General features: G+C 42.3%; 15 protein-coding genes and 1 pseudogene. 14 read left to right on the forward strand and 2 right to left on the reverse strand.

Features of this window, described 5'->3' with window-relative positions; all coding sequences use genetic code 11:
- Positions 1–134: 134 nt before the first annotated feature.
- Positions 135–398, forward strand: a complete 264-nt coding sequence (locus tag ABU165_RS20465; RefSeq protein WP_318060865.1) for a DUF4440 domain-containing protein — start codon at positions 135–137, stop codon at positions 396–398.
- Between the two features lie 408 nt (positions 399–806).
- Here ABU165_RS20465 and ABU165_RS20470 read toward each other — a convergent pair whose 3' ends face one another.
- Together ABU165_RS20470 and ABU165_RS20475 are read right to left on the reverse strand one after the other, a co-directional pair.
- Positions 807–1,826, reverse strand: coding sequence for an aminoglycoside phosphotransferase family protein (locus ABU165_RS20470; protein WP_318060864.1), 1,020 nt, complete (start codon positions 1,824–1,826; stop codon positions 807–809).
- Between the two features lie 511 nt (positions 1,827–2,337).
- Positions 2,338–3,105, reverse strand: coding sequence for an SDR family NAD(P)-dependent oxidoreductase (locus ABU165_RS20475; protein WP_318060863.1), 768 nt, complete (start codon positions 3,103–3,105; stop codon positions 2,338–2,340).
- 208 nt (positions 3,106–3,313) lie between these two features.
- Between ABU165_RS20475 and ABU165_RS20480 the strand changes: the two genes are divergently transcribed.
- From ABU165_RS20480 to ABU165_RS20540, 13 genes and pseudogenes are all read left to right on the forward strand, one after another.
- On the forward strand, positions 3,314–3,757 hold the full coding sequence (locus ABU165_RS20480) for an NUDIX hydrolase (RefSeq protein ID WP_318060862.1): 444 nt from the start codon (positions 3,314–3,316) through the stop codon (positions 3,755–3,757).
- Positions 3,758–3,967: 210 nt separating this feature from the next.
- Positions 3,968–5,713, forward strand: coding sequence for a sensor histidine kinase (locus ABU165_RS20485; protein WP_318060861.1), 1,746 nt, complete (start codon positions 3,968–3,970; stop codon positions 5,711–5,713).
- Positions 5,710–6,876, forward strand: coding sequence for a response regulator transcription factor (locus ABU165_RS20490; protein ID WP_318060860.1), 1,167 nt, complete (start codon positions 5,710–5,712; stop codon positions 6,874–6,876). The genes ABU165_RS20485 and ABU165_RS20490 overlap by 4 nt, the downstream gene beginning before the upstream one ends.
- Positions 6,877–7,036: 160 nt before the next feature.
- Positions 7,037–8,146 (forward strand): annotated as a pseudogene (locus ABU165_RS20495) (ABC transporter substrate-binding protein).
- Between the two features lie 251 nt (positions 8,147–8,397).
- Positions 8,398–9,864 (forward strand): glycoside hydrolase family 68 protein, encoded by a 1,467-nt coding sequence (locus ABU165_RS20500; protein WP_318060859.1) that lies wholly within the window; start codon positions 8,398–8,400, stop codon positions 9,862–9,864.
- An 81-nt stretch (positions 9,865–9,945) separates the two neighbouring features.
- Positions 9,946–11,514 (forward strand): glycoside hydrolase family 32 protein, encoded by a 1,569-nt coding sequence (locus tag ABU165_RS20505; RefSeq protein ID WP_318060858.1) that lies wholly within the window; start codon positions 9,946–9,948, stop codon positions 11,512–11,514.
- Positions 11,515–11,617: 103 nt separating this feature from the next.
- Positions 11,618–12,871 (forward strand): aminopeptidase, encoded by a 1,254-nt coding sequence (locus tag ABU165_RS20510; protein WP_318060857.1) that lies wholly within the window; start codon positions 11,618–11,620, stop codon positions 12,869–12,871.
- A gap of 101 nt (positions 12,872–12,972) precedes the next feature.
- Positions 12,973–13,407 carry an SMI1/KNR4 family protein gene (locus ABU165_RS20515; RefSeq protein ID WP_318060856.1) on the forward strand — a complete coding sequence of 145 codons (435 nt, stop codon included), beginning with the start codon at positions 12,973–12,975 and terminating at the stop codon, positions 13,405–13,407.
- 111 nt (positions 13,408–13,518) lie between these two features.
- Positions 13,519–13,656 (forward strand): LPXTG cell wall anchor domain-containing protein, encoded by a 138-nt coding sequence (locus ABU165_RS20520; RefSeq protein WP_148950381.1) that lies wholly within the window; start codon positions 13,519–13,521, stop codon positions 13,654–13,656.
- Positions 13,657–13,786: 130 nt separating this feature from the next.
- On the forward strand, positions 13,787–14,605 hold the full coding sequence (locus tag ABU165_RS20525; RefSeq protein ID WP_187445464.1) for an SMI1/KNR4 family protein: 819 nt from the start codon (positions 13,787–13,789) through the stop codon (positions 14,603–14,605).
- A gap of 349 nt (positions 14,606–14,954) precedes the next feature.
- Positions 14,955–15,494 (forward strand): RNA polymerase sigma factor, encoded by a 540-nt coding sequence (locus ABU165_RS20530; RefSeq protein ID WP_148950379.1) that lies wholly within the window; start codon positions 14,955–14,957, stop codon positions 15,492–15,494.
- Entirely contained in the window at positions 15,484–16,407 is a 924-nt protein-coding gene (locus ABU165_RS20535; protein ID WP_318060855.1) for a stage II sporulation protein P, read from the forward strand. The genes ABU165_RS20530 and ABU165_RS20535 overlap by 11 nt, the downstream gene beginning before the upstream one ends.
- Positions 16,408–16,961: 554 nt before the next feature.
- Entirely contained in the window at positions 16,962–18,311 is a 1,350-nt protein-coding gene (locus ABU165_RS20540) for an amidohydrolase family protein (RefSeq protein ID WP_148950377.1), read from the forward strand.
- Positions 18,312–18,358: the final 47 nt, after the last annotated feature.

Genomic DNA, 18,358 nt, shown 5'->3' on the forward strand with positions numbered 1-18,358 from the left:
TCAGCTGTAAAACCAGGCAGCTTAACTTATATAATTTACGGGGCAGATTTGTCTCATGCAGTTTAGTTGAAGAAGGATTTTTTCACCTTCTATCGAATTTGATAAGAAATAGAGCTGTATACGGGGGAGAATTAATGGAACACTCATTTCTTGAAGAACATGTTCTTCATCTTGAAAAGCGATTAATGACATATCAAGCTAAAGAATTAGACGAGTTGCTGGCTAGTGACTTTGTGGAATACGGAAGTTCTGGAAATAAATATGATAAAAAAGCTCAGTTGGACGCTGTTAGTGAAACAAAAACCAATAATCACATACGACTCACAATATCAGATTTCAATATAAAATTTTTAAGCGATGACATAATCCTGGCCACCATATCAAACCTATCAGCATGAAGAGAATAAAAAAGCATTACGAAGTTCTATTTGGAAATTAAACGATGGAAATTGGCAAATGGTGTTTCATCAGGGCACACCAACTTTAAAATAGAAATCGAGCAGATTGTTTGTTGAAACATTGCGTTGGTCGTTCCTGGACTGTGCTACCATAAAGCTCTAATTTGTTTGCTTCCCCAACTAAAGGGCAGAAGAATTTGAGAAGAAAGGGCATACCATTTGGGCATTTTTAAGTATCTTGAAGAAATGCAGAAGGACTTAATAAAGTATGATTCAGCTACCTTTGAGAAAAAATATTATGAAATATGTCTTGAAAAATCAGGAGAAATGGAAGGTTAATTGGCAACAGGCAAAAAATTGATAGAAACTCCAAAAACAATCCAAAGCTTTTGGAGTTTCTTTTAAGCGTTATCCCTGTACCGGAGCGGTCTTCATTTCAAAGATTTTTTGGAGCGTAAGGATATGCTTTGTCTTCTCGTCATCGTCTTCTGTGTGGAGATACCACTCCACAAGCCTGTACCCGAATAGAAGAAGTATCATCTCGTAGATGCAATGATCAGCACTATGAGATACTCCACCCGCATATTCCGAAAAGCCTTTATAATAAGCGGGAACGCATCTTTGGTAATATTCGACCATGTGATCGGTATCCGCTTCATCCGCAATAAGGCTTGCGAGATCTTCCCCCAAATAACCCCAGCCGCATGTGTCCCAATCAATGAGTGCAATTTTTCCATCCGCATAAATCAGGTTGGCCACCCAGAAGTCCCGGTGGCATAGGACAAGGGGCAGTCTTTCAATATGGGCAAGTATCTCATCAGCTTGATTATCGATTTCTATGAGCATTTGCCGTATGTGCTGCGGCAATTCGCAATCTTCCGAGCGTATATAATTGTATACGACCGGCCATGAACGGTAATGCAGATACGTATTCTTCATGAGATCTGCATGGCTAAGATTACTCAGGTTCTGCAGCACTGCCGGCCGCTCCTTATACAGTTTGCCTTGAAAGCGTCCTAACTCCAGCGCGGCCTGCTCATACATATTACCGGTCAAGTCTAAACCAGTTACACCATCGATATATTCCAGCCACAGCTGGAATTCATTTTCTTCGGCATTCAACTCAGCGTGATAACATGCCGGCCAGCGTAATGCTTCTGAGAAGACCGCTCCCAATCCGGATGTATAGAGATCATATTCCCGGCGCCATGAATCGGGATCTCCATAACGCTCCCATTTCTTCTGGACTTTAAGCACAATACGATATGGTAATTTCTTGTCATCAGCGGTTTCGGCAATTCCTGTTACCAAGTACACACTTCCCACAGTTCCGCCCTGTAAAGGCATGGTTTGGCAGTCGGCAGAGACAATATCCTCTTTGAACCGTTGGCTTAAGATATGGTTCAGCGTCTTAGAATTAATAATCATTTCTTCCTTCCTCCGTTTGCTCCCTCTGAATGGAGAGAATTTGGCTTCAAGATCTCTTTTCGTTATGTCTTGGACAACTCGGTCCTTGCTGGCTGTTTGCGGACGCAAAAATGCCACGGACCAGCAGCCTCTAAAGAAGCTGCTGTCGCGCGGCATCAGGACGTAAAAAAGATACGACCTTCATCGTATCCTGCAACAGCAATATTCACGAAAGGTTACTTTAAATGGCATACCAAATAATACGGGAGAATCCCGCTTTTTTTCGCGCATGCCTGCTATTCAGTTTTAAGGCCAAATCACCATAAAAGTAGTTGCCATTAAAAACACATCTCCCTTCAGTTAAGGAATTTGCTTATCGCTGGTTGACTTGAAACATTAATTGGCAGGTCATTCCGTTTGCAGACCTGTCACTTTATTTACTAAAGCAGCAAACAACAAGAAATTAGGCGAAGGGGACAGGCCCCCTGGCTCTTTTCTAGACTTGCCCATAGGACCTGTCCCTGCGGCATTCTCAATCCGAAGCCGGCCGGCGTGAAGTATATGGATAAATAGGATCCAGCAGTTCAAATTCATAACTCTCGCTATTTACTTTTCCAACAATTTTCTCACTATCATAAAGATCCAGCATGAATCCGGCCATTTCCCTGGCGGTATGGTATTTTTGCACGTTGTCACGGTAGCTGAATTCTTCTACTTCGCGAGCGTTTATAACAAATTCAGTTTCTGTCATAGCCGGCGCAAGCACTTTTACTTTCATGGCAGCTCCCTGATCCTGAAGTTCCTGGGCGAGCCCTTCTGTAAATGCACTCACATAAAACTTAGTAGCAGCGTACGTTACCCCGTTTGGTACCATTCTATAGCCTACATCAGAAGCCACGTTGATTAATTGGGTGCCTGCCTTTTGAGAATAATCATGTGTGTATAAAGTGGAAAGGGTTGTGAGTGCTTCAATATTGACTCTGAGCATCTTTTCAATCTTTTGTACATTCTGTTCGGCAACGGGGGCACTGTTTCCGAAACCGGCGTTATTGATCCAGGTTTCAATATCGTATTCTTTTAAACTCTCATATAAAGAATGAACATTTTCGCTTTCAGAAAGATCTGCCGGCAGAATTACCACATCCAGATCGGCGTTTATGTTGTGGATTTCTGCTTTTAGCTTATGCAGCTGATCTTCCCGCCTTGCAGTCACAATGACATTTTTATTGCGTGAAGCAAATGCAAGTGCCGCTTCGTATCCAATTCCTGAACTGGCGCCTGTAATCACCGTATACTTCATGAGAACTCCCCCTTCGAAATATTTCACAATTCATACTTATCTTACTGTTAACATTAACCAAAATGCAAATGAACGTAGGAGACCTGTCCCTGTGGCCTTACCGAAACCAGGCCGCTTTTCATTTCCATAAAAGGGGTATATCTCAATGAAGGAAATGATAAAGCGTTAGTTAAAGTAATAGAATCGAACGAAGAGGAGAGGCATTAAGATGGAATACTATAAATATTTACGGCAGTTTGTAGGGGAAAGACCAATTATTCTGCCTGGTTCTGTTGTCATCATCTTGAATGACCAGGATGAGGTGCTGCTGCAAAAAAGACGCGAGGGTTATTGGGGGCTGCCCGGCGGTTTAATGGATCTTGGAGAAAGTTTTGAAGAGGTGGCAAAAAGAGAGGTATTCGAAGAATCAAGGCTGGTGGTTGAAAACTTAAAATTACTAAATGTATTCTCTGGTTCTGACTATCACATAAAGACTCAAAATGGTGATGAAATTTATTCGATAACAGCTGTTTATTATACCAGAGATGTAAGCGGAGAAATGAAAATTGATTATAGCGAGTCAGAAAAAATGCAGTACTTTCCCATAAATCACTTACCTGACGACTTAACTGATGAGTATAGAGGGTTCATTGAAACCATACACAGCTTGTGAAAAATGAATTTAGAGCCAAGGGACCTGACCCCTTGGCTCTTTTTGAGCCACGGCCCTGTCCATCCGGCCTTCTCATAAAAGCCCTTTTTTAGGCACATAGTAAAATGAAAGCTCCTTTCAGTCTGTTTGTCCTATAACTTATGGTTCATTGACTTAGCCGTTTCTTCTGGTATAGATTGTATTATCCTGCAGCGAGAAAGGGGGTTGTGTATGAAGAGCATAAGGAGCCGGCTGTTTTTGATGCTGCTTGGCTTTATTATTTTCCCGTATTTTTTGCTGGTTATCATCATATACACCAACACCAGGAGCAGTGTGGAGGACTATGAAATCGGCAAGAGCAGGGAGGAACTTGAGAAAACCAGATTGAATCTGGAACAGTATTTTACTGAAATCATCAATTGGCCTTATTCCTTATACAGTGAGCCGGAGGTTCTGCGGGTATTTGAGCAGGGAAGCCAGGACCGCCAAGCTTTCCATTCTTTTCAGGAAAGCTTGAAGCTGATTTCGGCTGCCCGCCCCGAAGTCAGACAGCTTCGGTTTTATTTTCACCAGAGCCGGGAGGCATTAACGGTTTACCGTTCAAAGCTTAGCGCTCCGAAGGTCCGGACATCGTATCTGGAAGAAGGACCGTTTCAAAGGCTTTACCTCTCTCGTGAAAACTATCTCATTGAACAGCCTGGACCTATCAGAAATTATAATAATGCTGCCATTATACCTGAGTCTGATCATACGGAGGTTATAACAGTCCACCATAAGGTTTCCAATGTACTTTCCGGGGAGTTTCTTGGTTTCCTTTCCATGGATATAGATGTATCTTCATATTCTCCGCTTATCAGCAGCCTGTCTAATACATCAGGGGCTACAGTCACATTATCCGATCAGGAAGGACGCATGATGTATGCCTCTAATTTCGGCACCCGTCAGGCATCGGAGGATGACGGAAAGATGGTGCTGTCAGAAAGCCTGGGCGAACCGCTCGCCGGCTGGAGGCTTTCCAAATCTCTCTCAAAAGAAGTTCTGTTTATGGACGCAAAGAAAACAGCTTTGACGAATATCTGGCTGGGGCTTGGAGTCGGTATGCTGGGTATTGTGATGATTCTTGTTATCTCCCACATTATTACTAAGCCGATTATCAGGCTAAGCGAGAAAGTTTCCGCCATTGAAGGAGGGGGGATCTATGTCAATCTTCTCACTCCCAGAAAGGACGAGATCGGGCATTTGGAAGTTCATATAAACGAAATGCTCAGCCGTATACAGACACATATCAATCGGGAATACAAGCTTGAAATAGAAAGCCGCAAGAATCAATTCCAGGCCTTAAAATCACAAGTGAATCCCCACTTTCTATTTAATGCCCTTCAAATGATAGGGGCTGTTGCGCTGCAGTCTGATGCCGGCCAAGTCTACAAGCTGATCATTTCGCTGTCAAAAATGATGAGATATTCGCTTGGAGCGGGCCAGTGGGTGTATCTGAGGGAGGAAATGAATTATATTGAGGATTACCTTACACTTCAAAAAGAACGATTTGGCGATGATCTGCATGCCAGCATAGAGGCAGATGAGGAGATTCTGTCTGCCAGGATCCCTAGTATGATTCTGCAGCCCCTGGTAGAAAACTACTTCAAGCACAGCTATGAGGAAGGTTGCCAAAGGGGAGCCCTTTTGGTTAAAGGGGAAAGCAAAGGAAGCGCCATTCAGTTGACTGTGCAGAATACAGGTGCATCTATCAGCCAGGAGAAGCTGCGGCAGTTAAGGAAGGCTATATCAGGCAGTGAGATTCCTGATTTACATACAGAGAAAGAAAGCGATGGTATTGGTTTAAAGAATATCCATGACCGGCTGAAGCTGAACTACGAGGGTAAAGCTTCTTTTACAATAGACACAATGAATGGGGAAGGCTTTCGGGTCACGATGCTGATCCCGTTCCTTCAAAGCCAGAGGGAGGAGGAACGATGAAAGTATTGATTGTTGATGATGAAAGGCATGTCCGGGCTGTTTTGCGCAAGCTCGGGCGCTGGGAGCAATTTGGCGTGACATCTATTCTTGAAGCATCAAACGGAAAAGAAGCCCTCCGGATTCTGAAGGACGAAGAGCCTGATATTATCTTTACAGACATTAAAATGCCTCGTATGAGCGGAATCGAGCTTATTGAACAAATCAACAGAATTTCTTTTTTAGGGAAAATTATCCTTGTCACAGGCTATAACGATTATGCATATATGAGAAAAGCCATTCAATTGAACAGCTTTGACTATCTTCTCAAGCCGGTAGATGCAGATGCACTGGAGTCTGTTATGCAAAGGGCAGCTGACGCCCTGAAAAAGGAAAGGGTAAAAGAAGCGGAAAGTGATGAATTCCTGGAAGAAGCCAGGCGTCTCCGCGCAGATCAATGGATAACAGAGATCTGTACAGGCAGAGAACAAAACGCTGAACTTCTTCTGCCTTTTTTGCCTGCTGAGGAGGCAGATCTGACACTGTTATCTTTCTACCAGATGCATGCCCCTGCCTCCTATATTCCAGCTCTGGCCAAAGAGCTGGAGTCAAGGAAGATTGGCAGCGCCTTTACTTTCCTAGGTGAAGAGAATCTGTGTATAGCGGTTACCGTAAAAGGGCATTGGCAGGAGGCGGAAGGATGGATCAGTGAACATATTCCTCTTCCCATCAGGCTTGTTCAGGAAACCCTGGACGGAGTCGATTCCCTCGCGGAAACGTTTCAAAGGCTGTACAGCCAGCTGGATAAAAAAGAGTACAGAAATATCCGGCGTCTGGATGAATTGGCGGCTGAAAACCGGATTCAGGAGATAATCAGTTATGTAGAGCAGTATTATATGGAAGATATCAGTCTGGAGAAGCTGTCCAAATTGTTTTTTTTAACAAGAGAGCATATATCCAGAAAGTTCAAGAAAGAGACTGGGGTGACGCTGTCCAGGTTTGTAGCGGATCTTCGGATACGGCAGGCAAAATCATGGCTTATCGAGTCGGAGGAATCAATCTTTTCGATTGCAACGATGCTTGGCTATCAGGACGAGAAATACTTTTCAAAGCTGTTCAAAAAGGAGACCGGTTTGACCCCGTTTGAGTACAGAACCAGCAGAAAGGAAGCGGAAGCACGTGAATAAATGGAGAAAAAAGCTGCTTGTCCTCACAAGCTTTGCCTGCTGCTTGATGGCGGTTTCCGGCTGTTCTTCAGAAGATGAAAAGGTGAAGAATCCTGACACAGGCAGACTGAGCCTGACCATCCGTAATCCCAAGGTGGAAATAGCCGGCGAATTTGAGAGGATGATCTCTGTTTATGAGAATGAAAACCCCAAGGTCGAAATAAACCTGGAGACAGTGGGCGGGGCTTCTGATGATTTTTCAGATATCAGGGCAAAGATTGCTGCTGGTGAAGGGCCGGATATTTTCACCAATGTGGGAAGCAGCTCTGTTAAAGAGTGGATCAGCTATTTAGAAGATTTGTCCGGGGAGCCTTGGGTCAATGAGGCATTTCCTCACACGCTTGATTCTATCACCCTTGGCGGAAATGTGTATGGGATGCCGGTCAGTATAGAAGGATTCGGGGTGATTTATAACCGTGATCTTTTTAAAAAGGCCGGGATTACCACTGTTCCCGATACATTTACAGAGCTCAAGGCTGCAGCGGTGAAGCTGAAGAGTGCAGGCATTACCCCATTTGCAAACGGATATTATGAAGATTGGAAGCTTGGCCATCATATGGCCAGCCTTGCTTTCCTGCAGTAGGGGGATCCTGAAAAGTTTATCGGGGATCTGAAGGAAGACAAAGCTGATTTTAAAGAAAATCCTGCGTTCCATGATTTATTTTCCTTACTGGATTTGACGGTGCAATACGGCAATAGCCGGCCTGCTGCGACAGACTACTATACAGAGGTCGAACTATTTACAAGCGGAAATGCAGCTATGATCCTGCAGGGGAATTGGATTCAGCCCCTGCTGGACCAGAAGGGGGTACCAGCAGGGATTTTCCCCGTCCCGCTGAATGACAAAGGAAAAACCAAAATTCTGGCCGGGGTCACGAATTACTGGGTGATCAACAAACAGGCTGCTTCTTCTGAAAAGAAGGAAGCGAAAAAGTTTCTAAATTGGATGGTTTCCTCGGAAACCGGCAGGAAGTTCCTTACAGAATCCTTTCAATTCATTCCTGCTTTTAAGCAAATTCCGGCACAGTCGGGGCCGATCGGCCAAGAAGTATTGAGGTTGACCAGGGAAGAGGGTGCCATGAATTGGCCATCCTATCCTCCCTGCATAAAGCAGGAACTCGGCGAAATCATGAAAAGCTATATCGTTAAAGAGAAAACACAGGCAGAAGCCCTGCAGGCTTTTGACCAGGCCTGGAAACAGGGAAACTGCTCAGGGCCCCTTCGTCAATGAGGGGTCCTTTGTGCTGGATTCACCAGAATAGGGAAGCCTTTAGGCAGCCAAAATGCCTCCCTATTATAGTTCAAATACGTTACCTAAGAGCCGGGAATTTACATACGGTTTAGTGCAAAGTGTCTAATTATCAATATAAGACGAAAAGGGAATCAAATCATGCCATATCCAGCATATGTTCAGCTTTATATACTCTATGTGTAGGGATGTGAAAACACCCCGTACACAACAATCACTGGGAGGAATACTAGATGAACATTCGTCAATTTGCTGCAAAGGCATCCATCGTTTCTTTAAGCGCAGCGATCCTGCTTGGAGGAAATATGCCTTCAGCATCTGCCAAAAGTACAGAAGGCGGGAAGGTCTACAAAGAAACATACGGAACTTCACAAATCACCCGCCAGGATATGAAAGACATGATTCAACAGCATAAAGACCAGCGTTATACGGTTCCTTCTTTCAATGCTTCAGAAATTAAAAATGTTAAATCAGCTGTAAAGACAGACGGAAACGGAAATGAAATACTCATGGACGTCTGGGATACATGGCCCCTGCAAAATGCAGACGGTACAGTAGCAGAATATAACGGCTATCATATCCTTTTCGGGCTTGCCGGAGATCCTGAATATGCCAATGACACATTTGTTTATATGTTTTATAAAAAAGCCGGAGAAACGTCAATTGATTCCTGGAAGAATGCAGGACGGGTTTTCAAGGACGATGATAAATTCAAGGCAAATGACAAGCATTTAGCCGGCCAGGTGGAAGAATGGTCAGGATCGGCTTTATTTACTGAAGAAGGAGAGATCCGTTTATTCTATACAAACCGCGGCGACTTTAATGAAAGCAAAGGGCTTTTCGGGAAACAGACCCTCACAACCGCACAGGTGAATGTTTCTGAAAAAGACGGTGGAACACTTGGGATTGACGGTGTAGAAGACCACAAGTCCATTTATGAAGGCGGAGACAGCAAAACGTACGAAACGGTTGATAAAGCTTTCGAAAACCGCAATTTCATGAACAACCATACATTCCGCGACCCGCATTATATCGAAGATAAAGGCCGGAAGTATCTTGTATTCGAAGCCAACACAGGTACTGAATACGGTTATGCAGGAGAAGAGTCTCTATTAAACCGTGCTTATTATGGCAATGGAATGAAATTCTTCCGCGATGAGTACCAAAAGCTGCAGAACAGCCCGAAAAAGGATATTGCAGAGCTGGCAAACGGAGCAATGGGCATTATCGAAATCAATGATGATTATACCATCAAGAAAGAAATGAAGCCGCTTCTTGTTTCCAACACCGTGACAGATGAAATCGAGCGTCCGAACATCTTTAAGAAGGATGGCAAATTCTATCTGTTCACAAGCACACGCGGATCTAAGATGACAATCGACGGGATTGACGGCGAAGACATCTATATGCTTGGCTATGTGTCAGACAAGCTCACCGGACCATATAAGCCAATGAATAAAACAGGCATTGTACTGCATCATGATTTAAACCCTAATGATATCACTTGGACATATGCACACTATGTGATTCCGCAAAAAACGACTGACAGCTTTGTTGTCACAAGCTATATGACAAACCGCGGATTCTTTGAAGATCATAAGTCAACCTTTGCACCATCTTTCCTGCTTGACATTAAGAACCAAAAGTCTTCTGTTGTCAAAAATGGAATCCTTGAGCAAGGACAGATCACGTACCGTTAATACTACTGCTTTTTATGATAGCAAGAGAAAAAGGAAGATGCCCAAATGGCGTTTTCCTTTTTTCCATATGGAGGAGATCATATGATACCGAAGGGAAAAGTGATGCTCGCACTTACCGCGATTCTTATCTTATCCGCGATAGGCGCAATGATGCTGCTGGAAAATAATAAAGTCGGAAACAGTAAGGATTCTGGAGGAGGCATGAACCCAGGCCAGTCTCCAACCTATCGTCCAGTCTATCATTTCTCAGTGCCGGACGGCTGGAAAAATGATCCTCAAAAGCCTGTTTATTATAAGGGCGAGTATCATTACTATTATTTGTACAACAAAGACTATCCTTCTGGTAATGGTACAGAATGGCGGCACAGTGTATCTAAAGATTTACTTCACTGGAAGGATGCAGGGGTGGCGATTCCCAAGTATTCAGATGAAAACGGTGACCCCTGGTCCGGAACGGTTGTCATCGACCATGAAAACACGGCAGGCTATGGAAGGGATGCTTTCATAGCGATTGTGACCCAGCCTTCCGGAGATGCTGGCCGGCAGGAGCAGTTTCTCTGGTACAGTACTGATGGAGGCTATTCGTTTCAAAAGGGAGGCGAACATCCTGTATTGAAAAATCCGGGTACAAATGATTTCCGCGACCCGAAGATCATTTGGGATGAAGAGCGGGGACAATGGACCATACTTCTTGCTGAAGGTTCCCGGATCGGTTTTTACCAGTCACCTGATTTGAAAAAGTGGACATATACGGGCGATTTCCAAACCGAGGACATGGGTGTGCTTGAATGCCCTGATCTTTTCAGGATGCGGGCCGAAGATGGAACCGTTAAATGGATTTTAGGCATGAGCGCAAATGGCGAAGGTAAAGGAGAACCACATACGTATGCCTATTGGACTGGTGAGTTTGATGGCCGTACTTTTCAAGCTGATCAGGATAAAGCCCAATGGCTGGATCATGGGTTTGATTGGTACGGTGCTGTCACATTTGGAGAAAATGGCAGCGAGGAGCCTGCGTCAAAGCGCTATAGCTTTGCCTGGATGAACAGATGGGCTTATGCGGATATAACGCCCACCATGGAAGCTGACGGATTTAACGGATCCGATTCAATCATCCGGGAAATTCAGCTCAATATCGGAAGCCGGGGAGAGTATAAGCTGTTCTCCAAACCTCACTCCTCCCTTAACAGACTGGCAGAAGATTCGGCAGCAATGGAAAATATACAGGTAAATGGCGAGGTCCGGAAGCTTTCACCCAAAGGAGAAGCTTACCGGATCGAAGCGGAAATTGACGGAGGGAACAGCAGGAATTTCGGGTTCCGGCTAAGAGAATCAAAAGATTCAGCCCGCCATACAGACGCAGGAATAAATCTGGAAGAAGGATATTCTTACTTAAACCGGGCTAACACAGATAATCCAGATCGTGATAATCTGTATCAGGAAAGCCGGGCTCTATTCGACGGTGATTCCAGGAACATCCAACTGACCATTCTGGTTGATAGAACAAGTGTAGAACTATTCGTCAATGACGGAGAAGCTGTCCATACCCACCTGGTTTTCCCCAGCCCCGAAGACATAGAAATCTCTATCTATTCAGAAGGGGGAGAGGCCAGCTTCAGGAAGGTAAAAGTAGAGAGCCTTAGTGGATGAACCAAGGGGACAGGTCCCTTGGCTCTTTTTGAGCCATGGGACCTGTCCCCTTGGCTTGGTTTAAAGTACAATTACACAAAGAACACCACAGAGGAGATTCTAAATGATTAAAGGAATATATGAATTCGTAAGTGAAGCACAGTTAAAAAAGTATGCAGAGCTTGCTGTGCGGGCTGGTGTAAATCTGCAGAAAAATCAATTATTGATTATACATAGTGATATACAAAATGCTGTGTTTGCACGTCTGATCCAGTCGGCTGCCTACGAGGCAGGAGCTTCGAATGTATTTATAGATTGGACAGATGAACAGTCTGCCAAAGAATTTTATTTACATGCAGCAGACCGTGATATTGATCAGTTTCCTGATTGGCAGGCTGCCCGTTTTAGGGCGTGGGAAGATGCGGGTGCTGCTTATATCCATATTATTTCAGAAAACCTGGATGTATTTAAGGAGGTTCCTCCAGAAAGGATAAGCCGTTTTCAAAAAGCTTCTCGTACCAAATTAAAGGATTATCATGCGAAAATCAGATCCCACGAGATACGCTGGTGTCTGCTGGCTGTCCCATATGTTTCCTGGGCAGCTAAAGTATTTCCGAACCTAAGTAGAGAAGAAGCCTTACAGTCATTATGGGAATTAATTTTAAAAGGATGCCGGGCAGATGGAAAAGATCCTATAAAAGATTGGGAGAGTCATAACAGAGCTTTCGAGTCCCGCAAAAAAATCCTGAACGAGAGCCAATTCAAAGCCCTCCATTTTAAAAATAGCCATGGAACTGATTTATTAGTTGGCCTGCCTGAAAATCATCGCTACATCGGCGGCGGTGTCACAGATAAAAATGGAATACCTTTCTTTCCGAACATTCCTACAGAAGAAATATTTACAGCTCCCCATAAAAATAAGGTGAATGGCAAATTGGCCGGTACGAAACCTCTTATCTATGGGGGAAGTGTCATCGATGAATTTTATCTGATTTTTAAAGATGGGATGATTACCGACTATTACGCTGCAAAGGGACAAGAAGTGTTGCAAAATCTGATTGAAACAGACGAAGGTTCACATTATCTGGGCGAGATTGCCTTGGTCTCTAATAAATCACCTCTTGCTCAGACAGACACTCTTTTTTACAATACCTTGTTTGATGAAAATACAGCCTGTCATATTGGAATCGGAAATGCCTCTCCCTCCAATATTCAAAATGGCATTGGCCAATCTGAGGAAGAGCTGAAGGCCGCGGGTCTGAATGCCTCACTTTTGTTAGTCAATGTGACCTTTGGTACCGAAGATATGAAAGTAGTGGGCATTAAAGAAGATGGAACTGAAGTTTTGGTAATGAAGGATGGGGATTTTCAATTTTAAGGTTTCTAGCACTATATGAAAAAACAGGAAGTAAGAAGGAGAAATAAGATCCTGGAGAGAATTAATATTCATTCAGTTTTCAAAGGTGGCAAGAGCTGATTATGTGGAGAGATTATTTGACAAGTATTTCAAAAGAGTGTGAGTTTAAAGCACCTGCAACGGAAGCGGAGACCGCTTTAAGTAAGAAGGAACTAAAAGTTGAATTGCCGGATAAGTTGGCTGAATTATTCAAGGAAACAAACGGAGTTTATGGGAACTATGGAATTTCGTTTGTTTGGTCCATAGAACAGATGATTAAAGAAAATTTATTTTTTTGGACCCTTCATGAGCGAAGCGATTTTATGAAACCTCTGGATACCTTTCTATTTTTCTCTGATGCCGGAAATGGAGACTTATTTGGCTATTTAATAGCAGATGGAAGGGTTCAGACAGAGCATATTTATGTCTGGAACCATGAAGATGACAGTCGTTGGAGAGTAGCTTCATCTTTAGAGGAGTTTATCAGAGGATGGATGATTGGGGAGATATCTGTATGAGTTTTCCTTTGGAAAATCTGTAATTCATCCAGCAGCTTTATAATGGGCAGGTAAAGATAAGCATCAACATACTTGAAATAGAATTTTAAAATAGACTTCAGGAGGACACAAATGCAGCTTGGAAGTGATGATTATCAGTTTGAAGACAGTTATTTTGCTGTAGTGCATCCATTTACTTTTGTCGTGATAGGCATTTTTGTATTAGTAAGTGTAGCTGCTATTATTGCCTTAAAAAAAAGAAAAAAATAGATAATAAGAGTCTATGGTCAGCTGCCAAAAGGCAACTTACTTATAACGTTAAAGGGCACGTTAGACTCTCAATAATTAATGCCTTTTAATAAAAATGCCATGTGTATTAGTATCTCTAGGAGTGTTGAAATTGCAGTTATGGGATGATGAATTAGCTGATAATTACTTGGGTGAACTTCATGAAGAAACACTTCAAAAAGTTCAGCGGGAACTACAGGTCGATTTGCCTGAATCATATATAAACTTAATGAAGAAAAGAAATGGATTCTATTTGGCGAAGAAATACTATCCTACAACTATCCCTAATAGCTGGGCAAATAATTCAGTATATGTTAACGACTTATACGGAATAGGTGAAAAATCCGGGATAATCGACAGTATTTATTTGCGCCAAGAATGGGGGATACGAAGTAAAAAGTTAATCATTATTTCAGCAGAACCCCCTGCCTTTATTTGCTTGGATTATAGGCGCAGAAAAAATCCAATTGTTACATTTGTAGATGTTGAAGCAAACCAAGAGATAATATTAGCGAAGAACTTTGAAGAATTCATAAATGGCCTTGTTGAAGAAATTAAGGAACTAGAAGTGGAATCCTGTGAAGATACTTTGCTGACCCCACAACAGAAAGAGGATTATTACTCGAAAATTGATCATGTAATACTAAAAGGAAAGCCAGCTGAAGTAGACAGGGTTTTTGTGAAAATCCTTTCGACAAATAATGAATTAATTAGATATATGATTGAAAAAATGAGATATCATGAAAAGCCTAAAGTGCAATTTTATTTAATGACATTCTTATCTGAATGTGCGGAAGGAAACAATCAAGGAATCGTAGAGGACGACTATCTGCTGGAAGTTTTAAATGAAATTTCCAATAGTAAAAATCAAGATGCTAAAGGCTTAGCCCTTTATAGTTTAAACAAATTTAATAAAAGATTTGGCATCTAAAGTATCATTTCTGGAAACTGATATTTTACATTAAAATTAGTTGCATTTTGTTCCTGTCCTGCTGCCCTGAGAAGGAAATATAATTAAGAAGATATGGGTTTGTAAGCTCAGGACTGCTTGGTTCCAAGATCAGCTTCTTATTAAGGGTAGCTTTTTTAATGCAGGAAACGTGGCAGGATTGTTTAATAAGGAGTATTCGAAAAAGAAGCGTTAATCCAACAGGACTAACGCTTTTTTTGCAGTATTCTTTAACAAATAAAAAGGAGCAGGTATCCTATTTGAAAATAATTGTAACCTTTCTTGCAGCTCAAACGATTAATACTTGAAGACTAAACAAGGAGGGAACCATTTGGCCGGCAATGAAAGGTTAGGGGAGAGAATCGATCAGATCTATAAGAGTCATTATTTGGATGTATATCGTTTTCTTATTTGCTTTACTGGTAACCAGAATGATGCCGAGGACTTAACTCAAGAAGTTTTTTTACGAATCCTGAATAACTTGACCAGAGGCAAAAATATTGACCATCAAAGAACTTGGATTTTCTCCATTGCAAAGCATGTTGCCATTGACCATTATAGAAAAAGGAGATTTTCTTCCCTTTTTACCGACAGCTTCTTTAAACATATTGTCTCGGCCGAAAAGGAACCGGGAGAATTAATTGAGGAAAATGAAATGAAAAGGATTGTTCATGGTGCTATATCTGAGCTGAAACCAAAGTATAGGACTGTAGTGATCCTAAGAGGCATTAATGAATTTTCAATCCGGGAAACATCCGAGATCCTTCAATGCAGCGAGTCAAAGGTCAAAGTAGATTATCACAGGGCTTTAAAAATACTTAGGATGAAGCTTGAGTGGGATATAGAGGAGGTCATCGGGAATGCAAACTGATAAAGACTTGTTCGACTTAATAAAGGAAACATATCCAATCAACCCAAGAGAGAAATTTGTCTTGGACACTGCTGATAAACTCAAAAAATCGGCCAGGCAGATAAACAGAAGAAGCCGGCTCAAACAATTTACGGTTGCTTCAGCCGGTATTGCCATGTGCACATTGGCTCTTTCATGGTTCTTCTTTTATGGCGGAAAAGATATCTTTTATAACAACTTCTCCACTCCTCAAAATGAACATTCAGCTTCGACAGCAGCTATAAAAATCCAAGATCCTTTAGTATATATCTACCATTCACACAATCAGGAATCTTTTGTGTCAGAAACCTCAACGAATCACTCAGATGATTTGTTTCACAAAGAAAGAAATATTTCACTGGTGGGTGAGCGGCTTAGACAAGAACTTAAAAATTATGGAATTCATGCTATCCATGATAGCACGAATATTAAGGCGGAATTAGAAGAAAAAAGACTCTCGTATAGAGACGCATATAAAGTTTCCAGAGTACCACTCGAAAATGCCTTATCACATAATAAAAAGCTGAAAATGGTCCTTGATATACACAGAGATTCATCAAAGAGAAATCAGTCAACGATTAGCATAGAGGGGAAGGACTATCCTAGAATTGCATTTATAGTGTCGAAATCCAGTGCTAAATACGAAGTGAATTTTAAATTTGCCCAACTGCTGCATGAATATACTGAGGAAAGATACCCCAACTTATCCAGGGGAGTTTTTACTAAGGATACCCCTACTCAAAATTCTTATAATCAAGATCTGTTTGGTAACTCTGTGCTGTTAGAAGTTGGAGGGAAGGAAAATACTTTGGAAGAAGAGTATCGAACTGTTGATGTTCTTTCAGAAGTCATTAGTGAGATCCTTGCCGACTGGAACGAACAAGAAAAGGAGTAAACTATTCTGTACTTACATTAAAAGTTAGCTGCCAAAAGTCTGGCAGCTTTTCTTATTCCATGAAAGGGGCAGGATAGTGAGGTATGGTTTAAAAAAAACAGGAATTCTTATCCTTATTTGAGTGCCAGCAAGCATCAAAATAAGCGGTGATTCTCCGGTTAGGATGCTGAGTACTGCACTGTAGAGGGTAAATTAGAGGGTGAATTTCCGGTTAAGCGGACCGATGTTGCACATTTTCTTGTTTATTGAATCGATAGCCGGAATTTCTCCGCCTATTTGAGCTATTTTAGAGTATTTTTGAAATTAGGGTGAATTTCTACGTTTATTTTTCAACCTGACACTGATTCTCTCACTCAGGTCCAGGGAGGGCCGCTCTGGGCGGGGAAGAAAAAAATTATAAAGACTAAAGACTACAGCCTGATAAGAAATACTTATCAGGCCATTTTGTTTTTCAAAGGTATTCCACTTATCCATTAAAAAGGATTTTACGCTTTTTCTGTTGAACTTTTATGGAAAAGTGAAATTTCTATAATAAGACTAAATTTGGAGGGGCTATGAAAGATAATTCTAAGTTGCTTTTATATAATGCAAACTTAATCGAGGTGATTTCGGGGACTGTTAAGAAAGCGTCGATTTTCATTTCTCACGGATATATTGATGAAGTTTTTTACGATAAAGAGCCGCTGAATGGAGAAGTTCCTCCTGATGTTAAAAGAATCAATGGTGAAGGTAAATGGATCATTCCGGGTTTGATAGATATGCATGTTCATATAAAGGAGGGATTTGCCCCATTTTTTACAGCTTCGGGAGTTACTGCTGTGCGGAATACAGGCGGTAATGTGCTAGAGCTGGCAGATTTAATCAAAGCTTCCACAGATGCCCCGACTCCAAGGGTTTATTCGGCAGACAGGGTGATAGATGGACCTCCAGGACTATGGGGGGAAACGAGTCCTTGGAATGTGAATATTGAGGATTCTCAGACAGCCAGGCAGGAAGTTAACAGACAGATTGAAGCAGGAGCTGACTTTGTAAAAGTGTACGGCTGGCTTTCAAAAGAAATGATGGAGTCTGTTTGCCAGGAAGCAAGGAGTCATGGCAAAGAGGTGAGCTGTGATTTGATTTATTCCTTCCATATTAATGCCGTTGAGGCCGGGCGGATAGGGATCAAGTGGAATGAACACGCTTCAGGTGTTCTGCAGGCCATGTATCCGCAATGGAGCATGGGGGCGGATCAGTCCACTTGGGATGCAATCAATTGGCTTGAGCCTGACTTTGAAAAAATAAATACGGTGTGCCGGCAGTTAATTGATTTCGATGTGAAGATATGTCCAACGATGACTCTTTTTGATGGGATGGATCGGGGAGCGGAATATTGGAAACCCCTTAATGAAGTCACATCCAGGATATTAGAGAGCAAGGCTTTAACAGGACAATGGCAAACCCTCTCCCAATACGAGGAGGCCTTAAAATCCTTGGGAGTCCAGCACCAAATCAATAAAGCCATTGCAAAAGCATATTTCGATTTGGGCGGAACCGTAGTGGCTGGCACGGATACCCCGGCTGGAATATGGACATTTCCCGGAATGGCTCTCCATAGGGAATTGGAGCTGTTTGTTGAAGCTGGATTCAGTGAAATCGATGCAATCAGGTCTGCAACTTGCACAGCCGCTGAGGCCATAAATCAATCTGACCTTGGTGTAATAAGGGCTGGTGCAAGAGCTGATATGGTTATCCTGAATCAGAATCCTTTGGCAGATATAAGACATACAAAGGATATATACTCTGTCATAAAGGGCGGGAAAATTTTTACACAGTCTGAAATTCTAGATAAAGTTCCCGATGAGGAGTCTGCCAGTAAAAGAGCTGAGGAGTTTATAAAGGATTTTAATTTACTGCTGCAGTAAGTTAAAAAGGTGCCTTGCCCCACTGGAGAAAAACACCTCTTTTTGTT

The organism is Cytobacillus sp. T106, assembly GCF_040492155.1.
GTDB lineage: Bacteria > Bacillota > Bacilli > Bacillales > Cytobacillaceae > Bacillus_AB > Bacillus_AB infantis.

Excerpts from the sequence above, each read along its gene's own strand:
- ABU165_RS20480 (WP_318060862.1), top strand. The coding sequence starts at position 3,314 with ATGGAATACTATAAATATTTACGGCAGTTTGTAGGGGAAAGACCAATT.
- ABU165_RS20515 (WP_318060856.1), top strand. The coding sequence starts at position 12,973 with ATGTGGAGAGATTATTTGACAAGTATTTCAAAAGAGTGTGAGTTTAAA.
- ABU165_RS20505 (WP_318060858.1), top strand. The coding sequence starts at position 9,946 with ATGATACCGAAGGGAAAAGTGATGCTCGCACTTACCGCGATTCTTATC.
- ABU165_RS20485 (WP_318060861.1), top strand. The coding sequence starts at position 3,968 with ATGAAGAGCATAAGGAGCCGGCTGTTTTTGATGCTGCTTGGCTTTATT.
- ABU165_RS20475 (WP_318060863.1), bottom strand. The coding sequence starts at position 3,105 with ATGAAGTATACGGTGATTACAGGCGCCAGTTCAGGAATTGGATACGAA.
- ABU165_RS20500 (WP_318060859.1), top strand. The coding sequence starts at position 8,398 with ATGAACATTCGTCAATTTGCTGCAAAGGCATCCATCGTTTCTTTAAGC.
- ABU165_RS20540 (WP_148950377.1), top strand. The coding sequence starts at position 16,962 with ATGAAAGATAATTCTAAGTTGCTTTTATATAATGCAAACTTAATCGAG.
- ABU165_RS20520 (WP_148950381.1), top strand. The coding sequence starts at position 13,519 with ATGCAGCTTGGAAGTGATGATTATCAGTTTGAAGACAGTTATTTTGCT.
- ABU165_RS20490 (WP_318060860.1), top strand. The coding sequence starts at position 5,710 with ATGAAAGTATTGATTGTTGATGATGAAAGGCATGTCCGGGCTGTTTTG.
- ABU165_RS20465 (WP_318060865.1), top strand. The coding sequence starts at position 135 with ATGGAACACTCATTTCTTGAAGAACATGTTCTTCATCTTGAAAAGCGA.
- ABU165_RS20470 (WP_318060864.1), bottom strand. The coding sequence starts at position 1,826 with ATGATTATTAATTCTAAGACGCTGAACCATATCTTAAGCCAACGGTTC.
- ABU165_RS20535 (WP_318060855.1), top strand. The coding sequence starts at position 15,484 with ATGCAAACTGATAAAGACTTGTTCGACTTAATAAAGGAAACATATCCA.
- ABU165_RS20510 (WP_318060857.1), top strand. The coding sequence starts at position 11,618 with ATGATTAAAGGAATATATGAATTCGTAAGTGAAGCACAGTTAAAAAAG.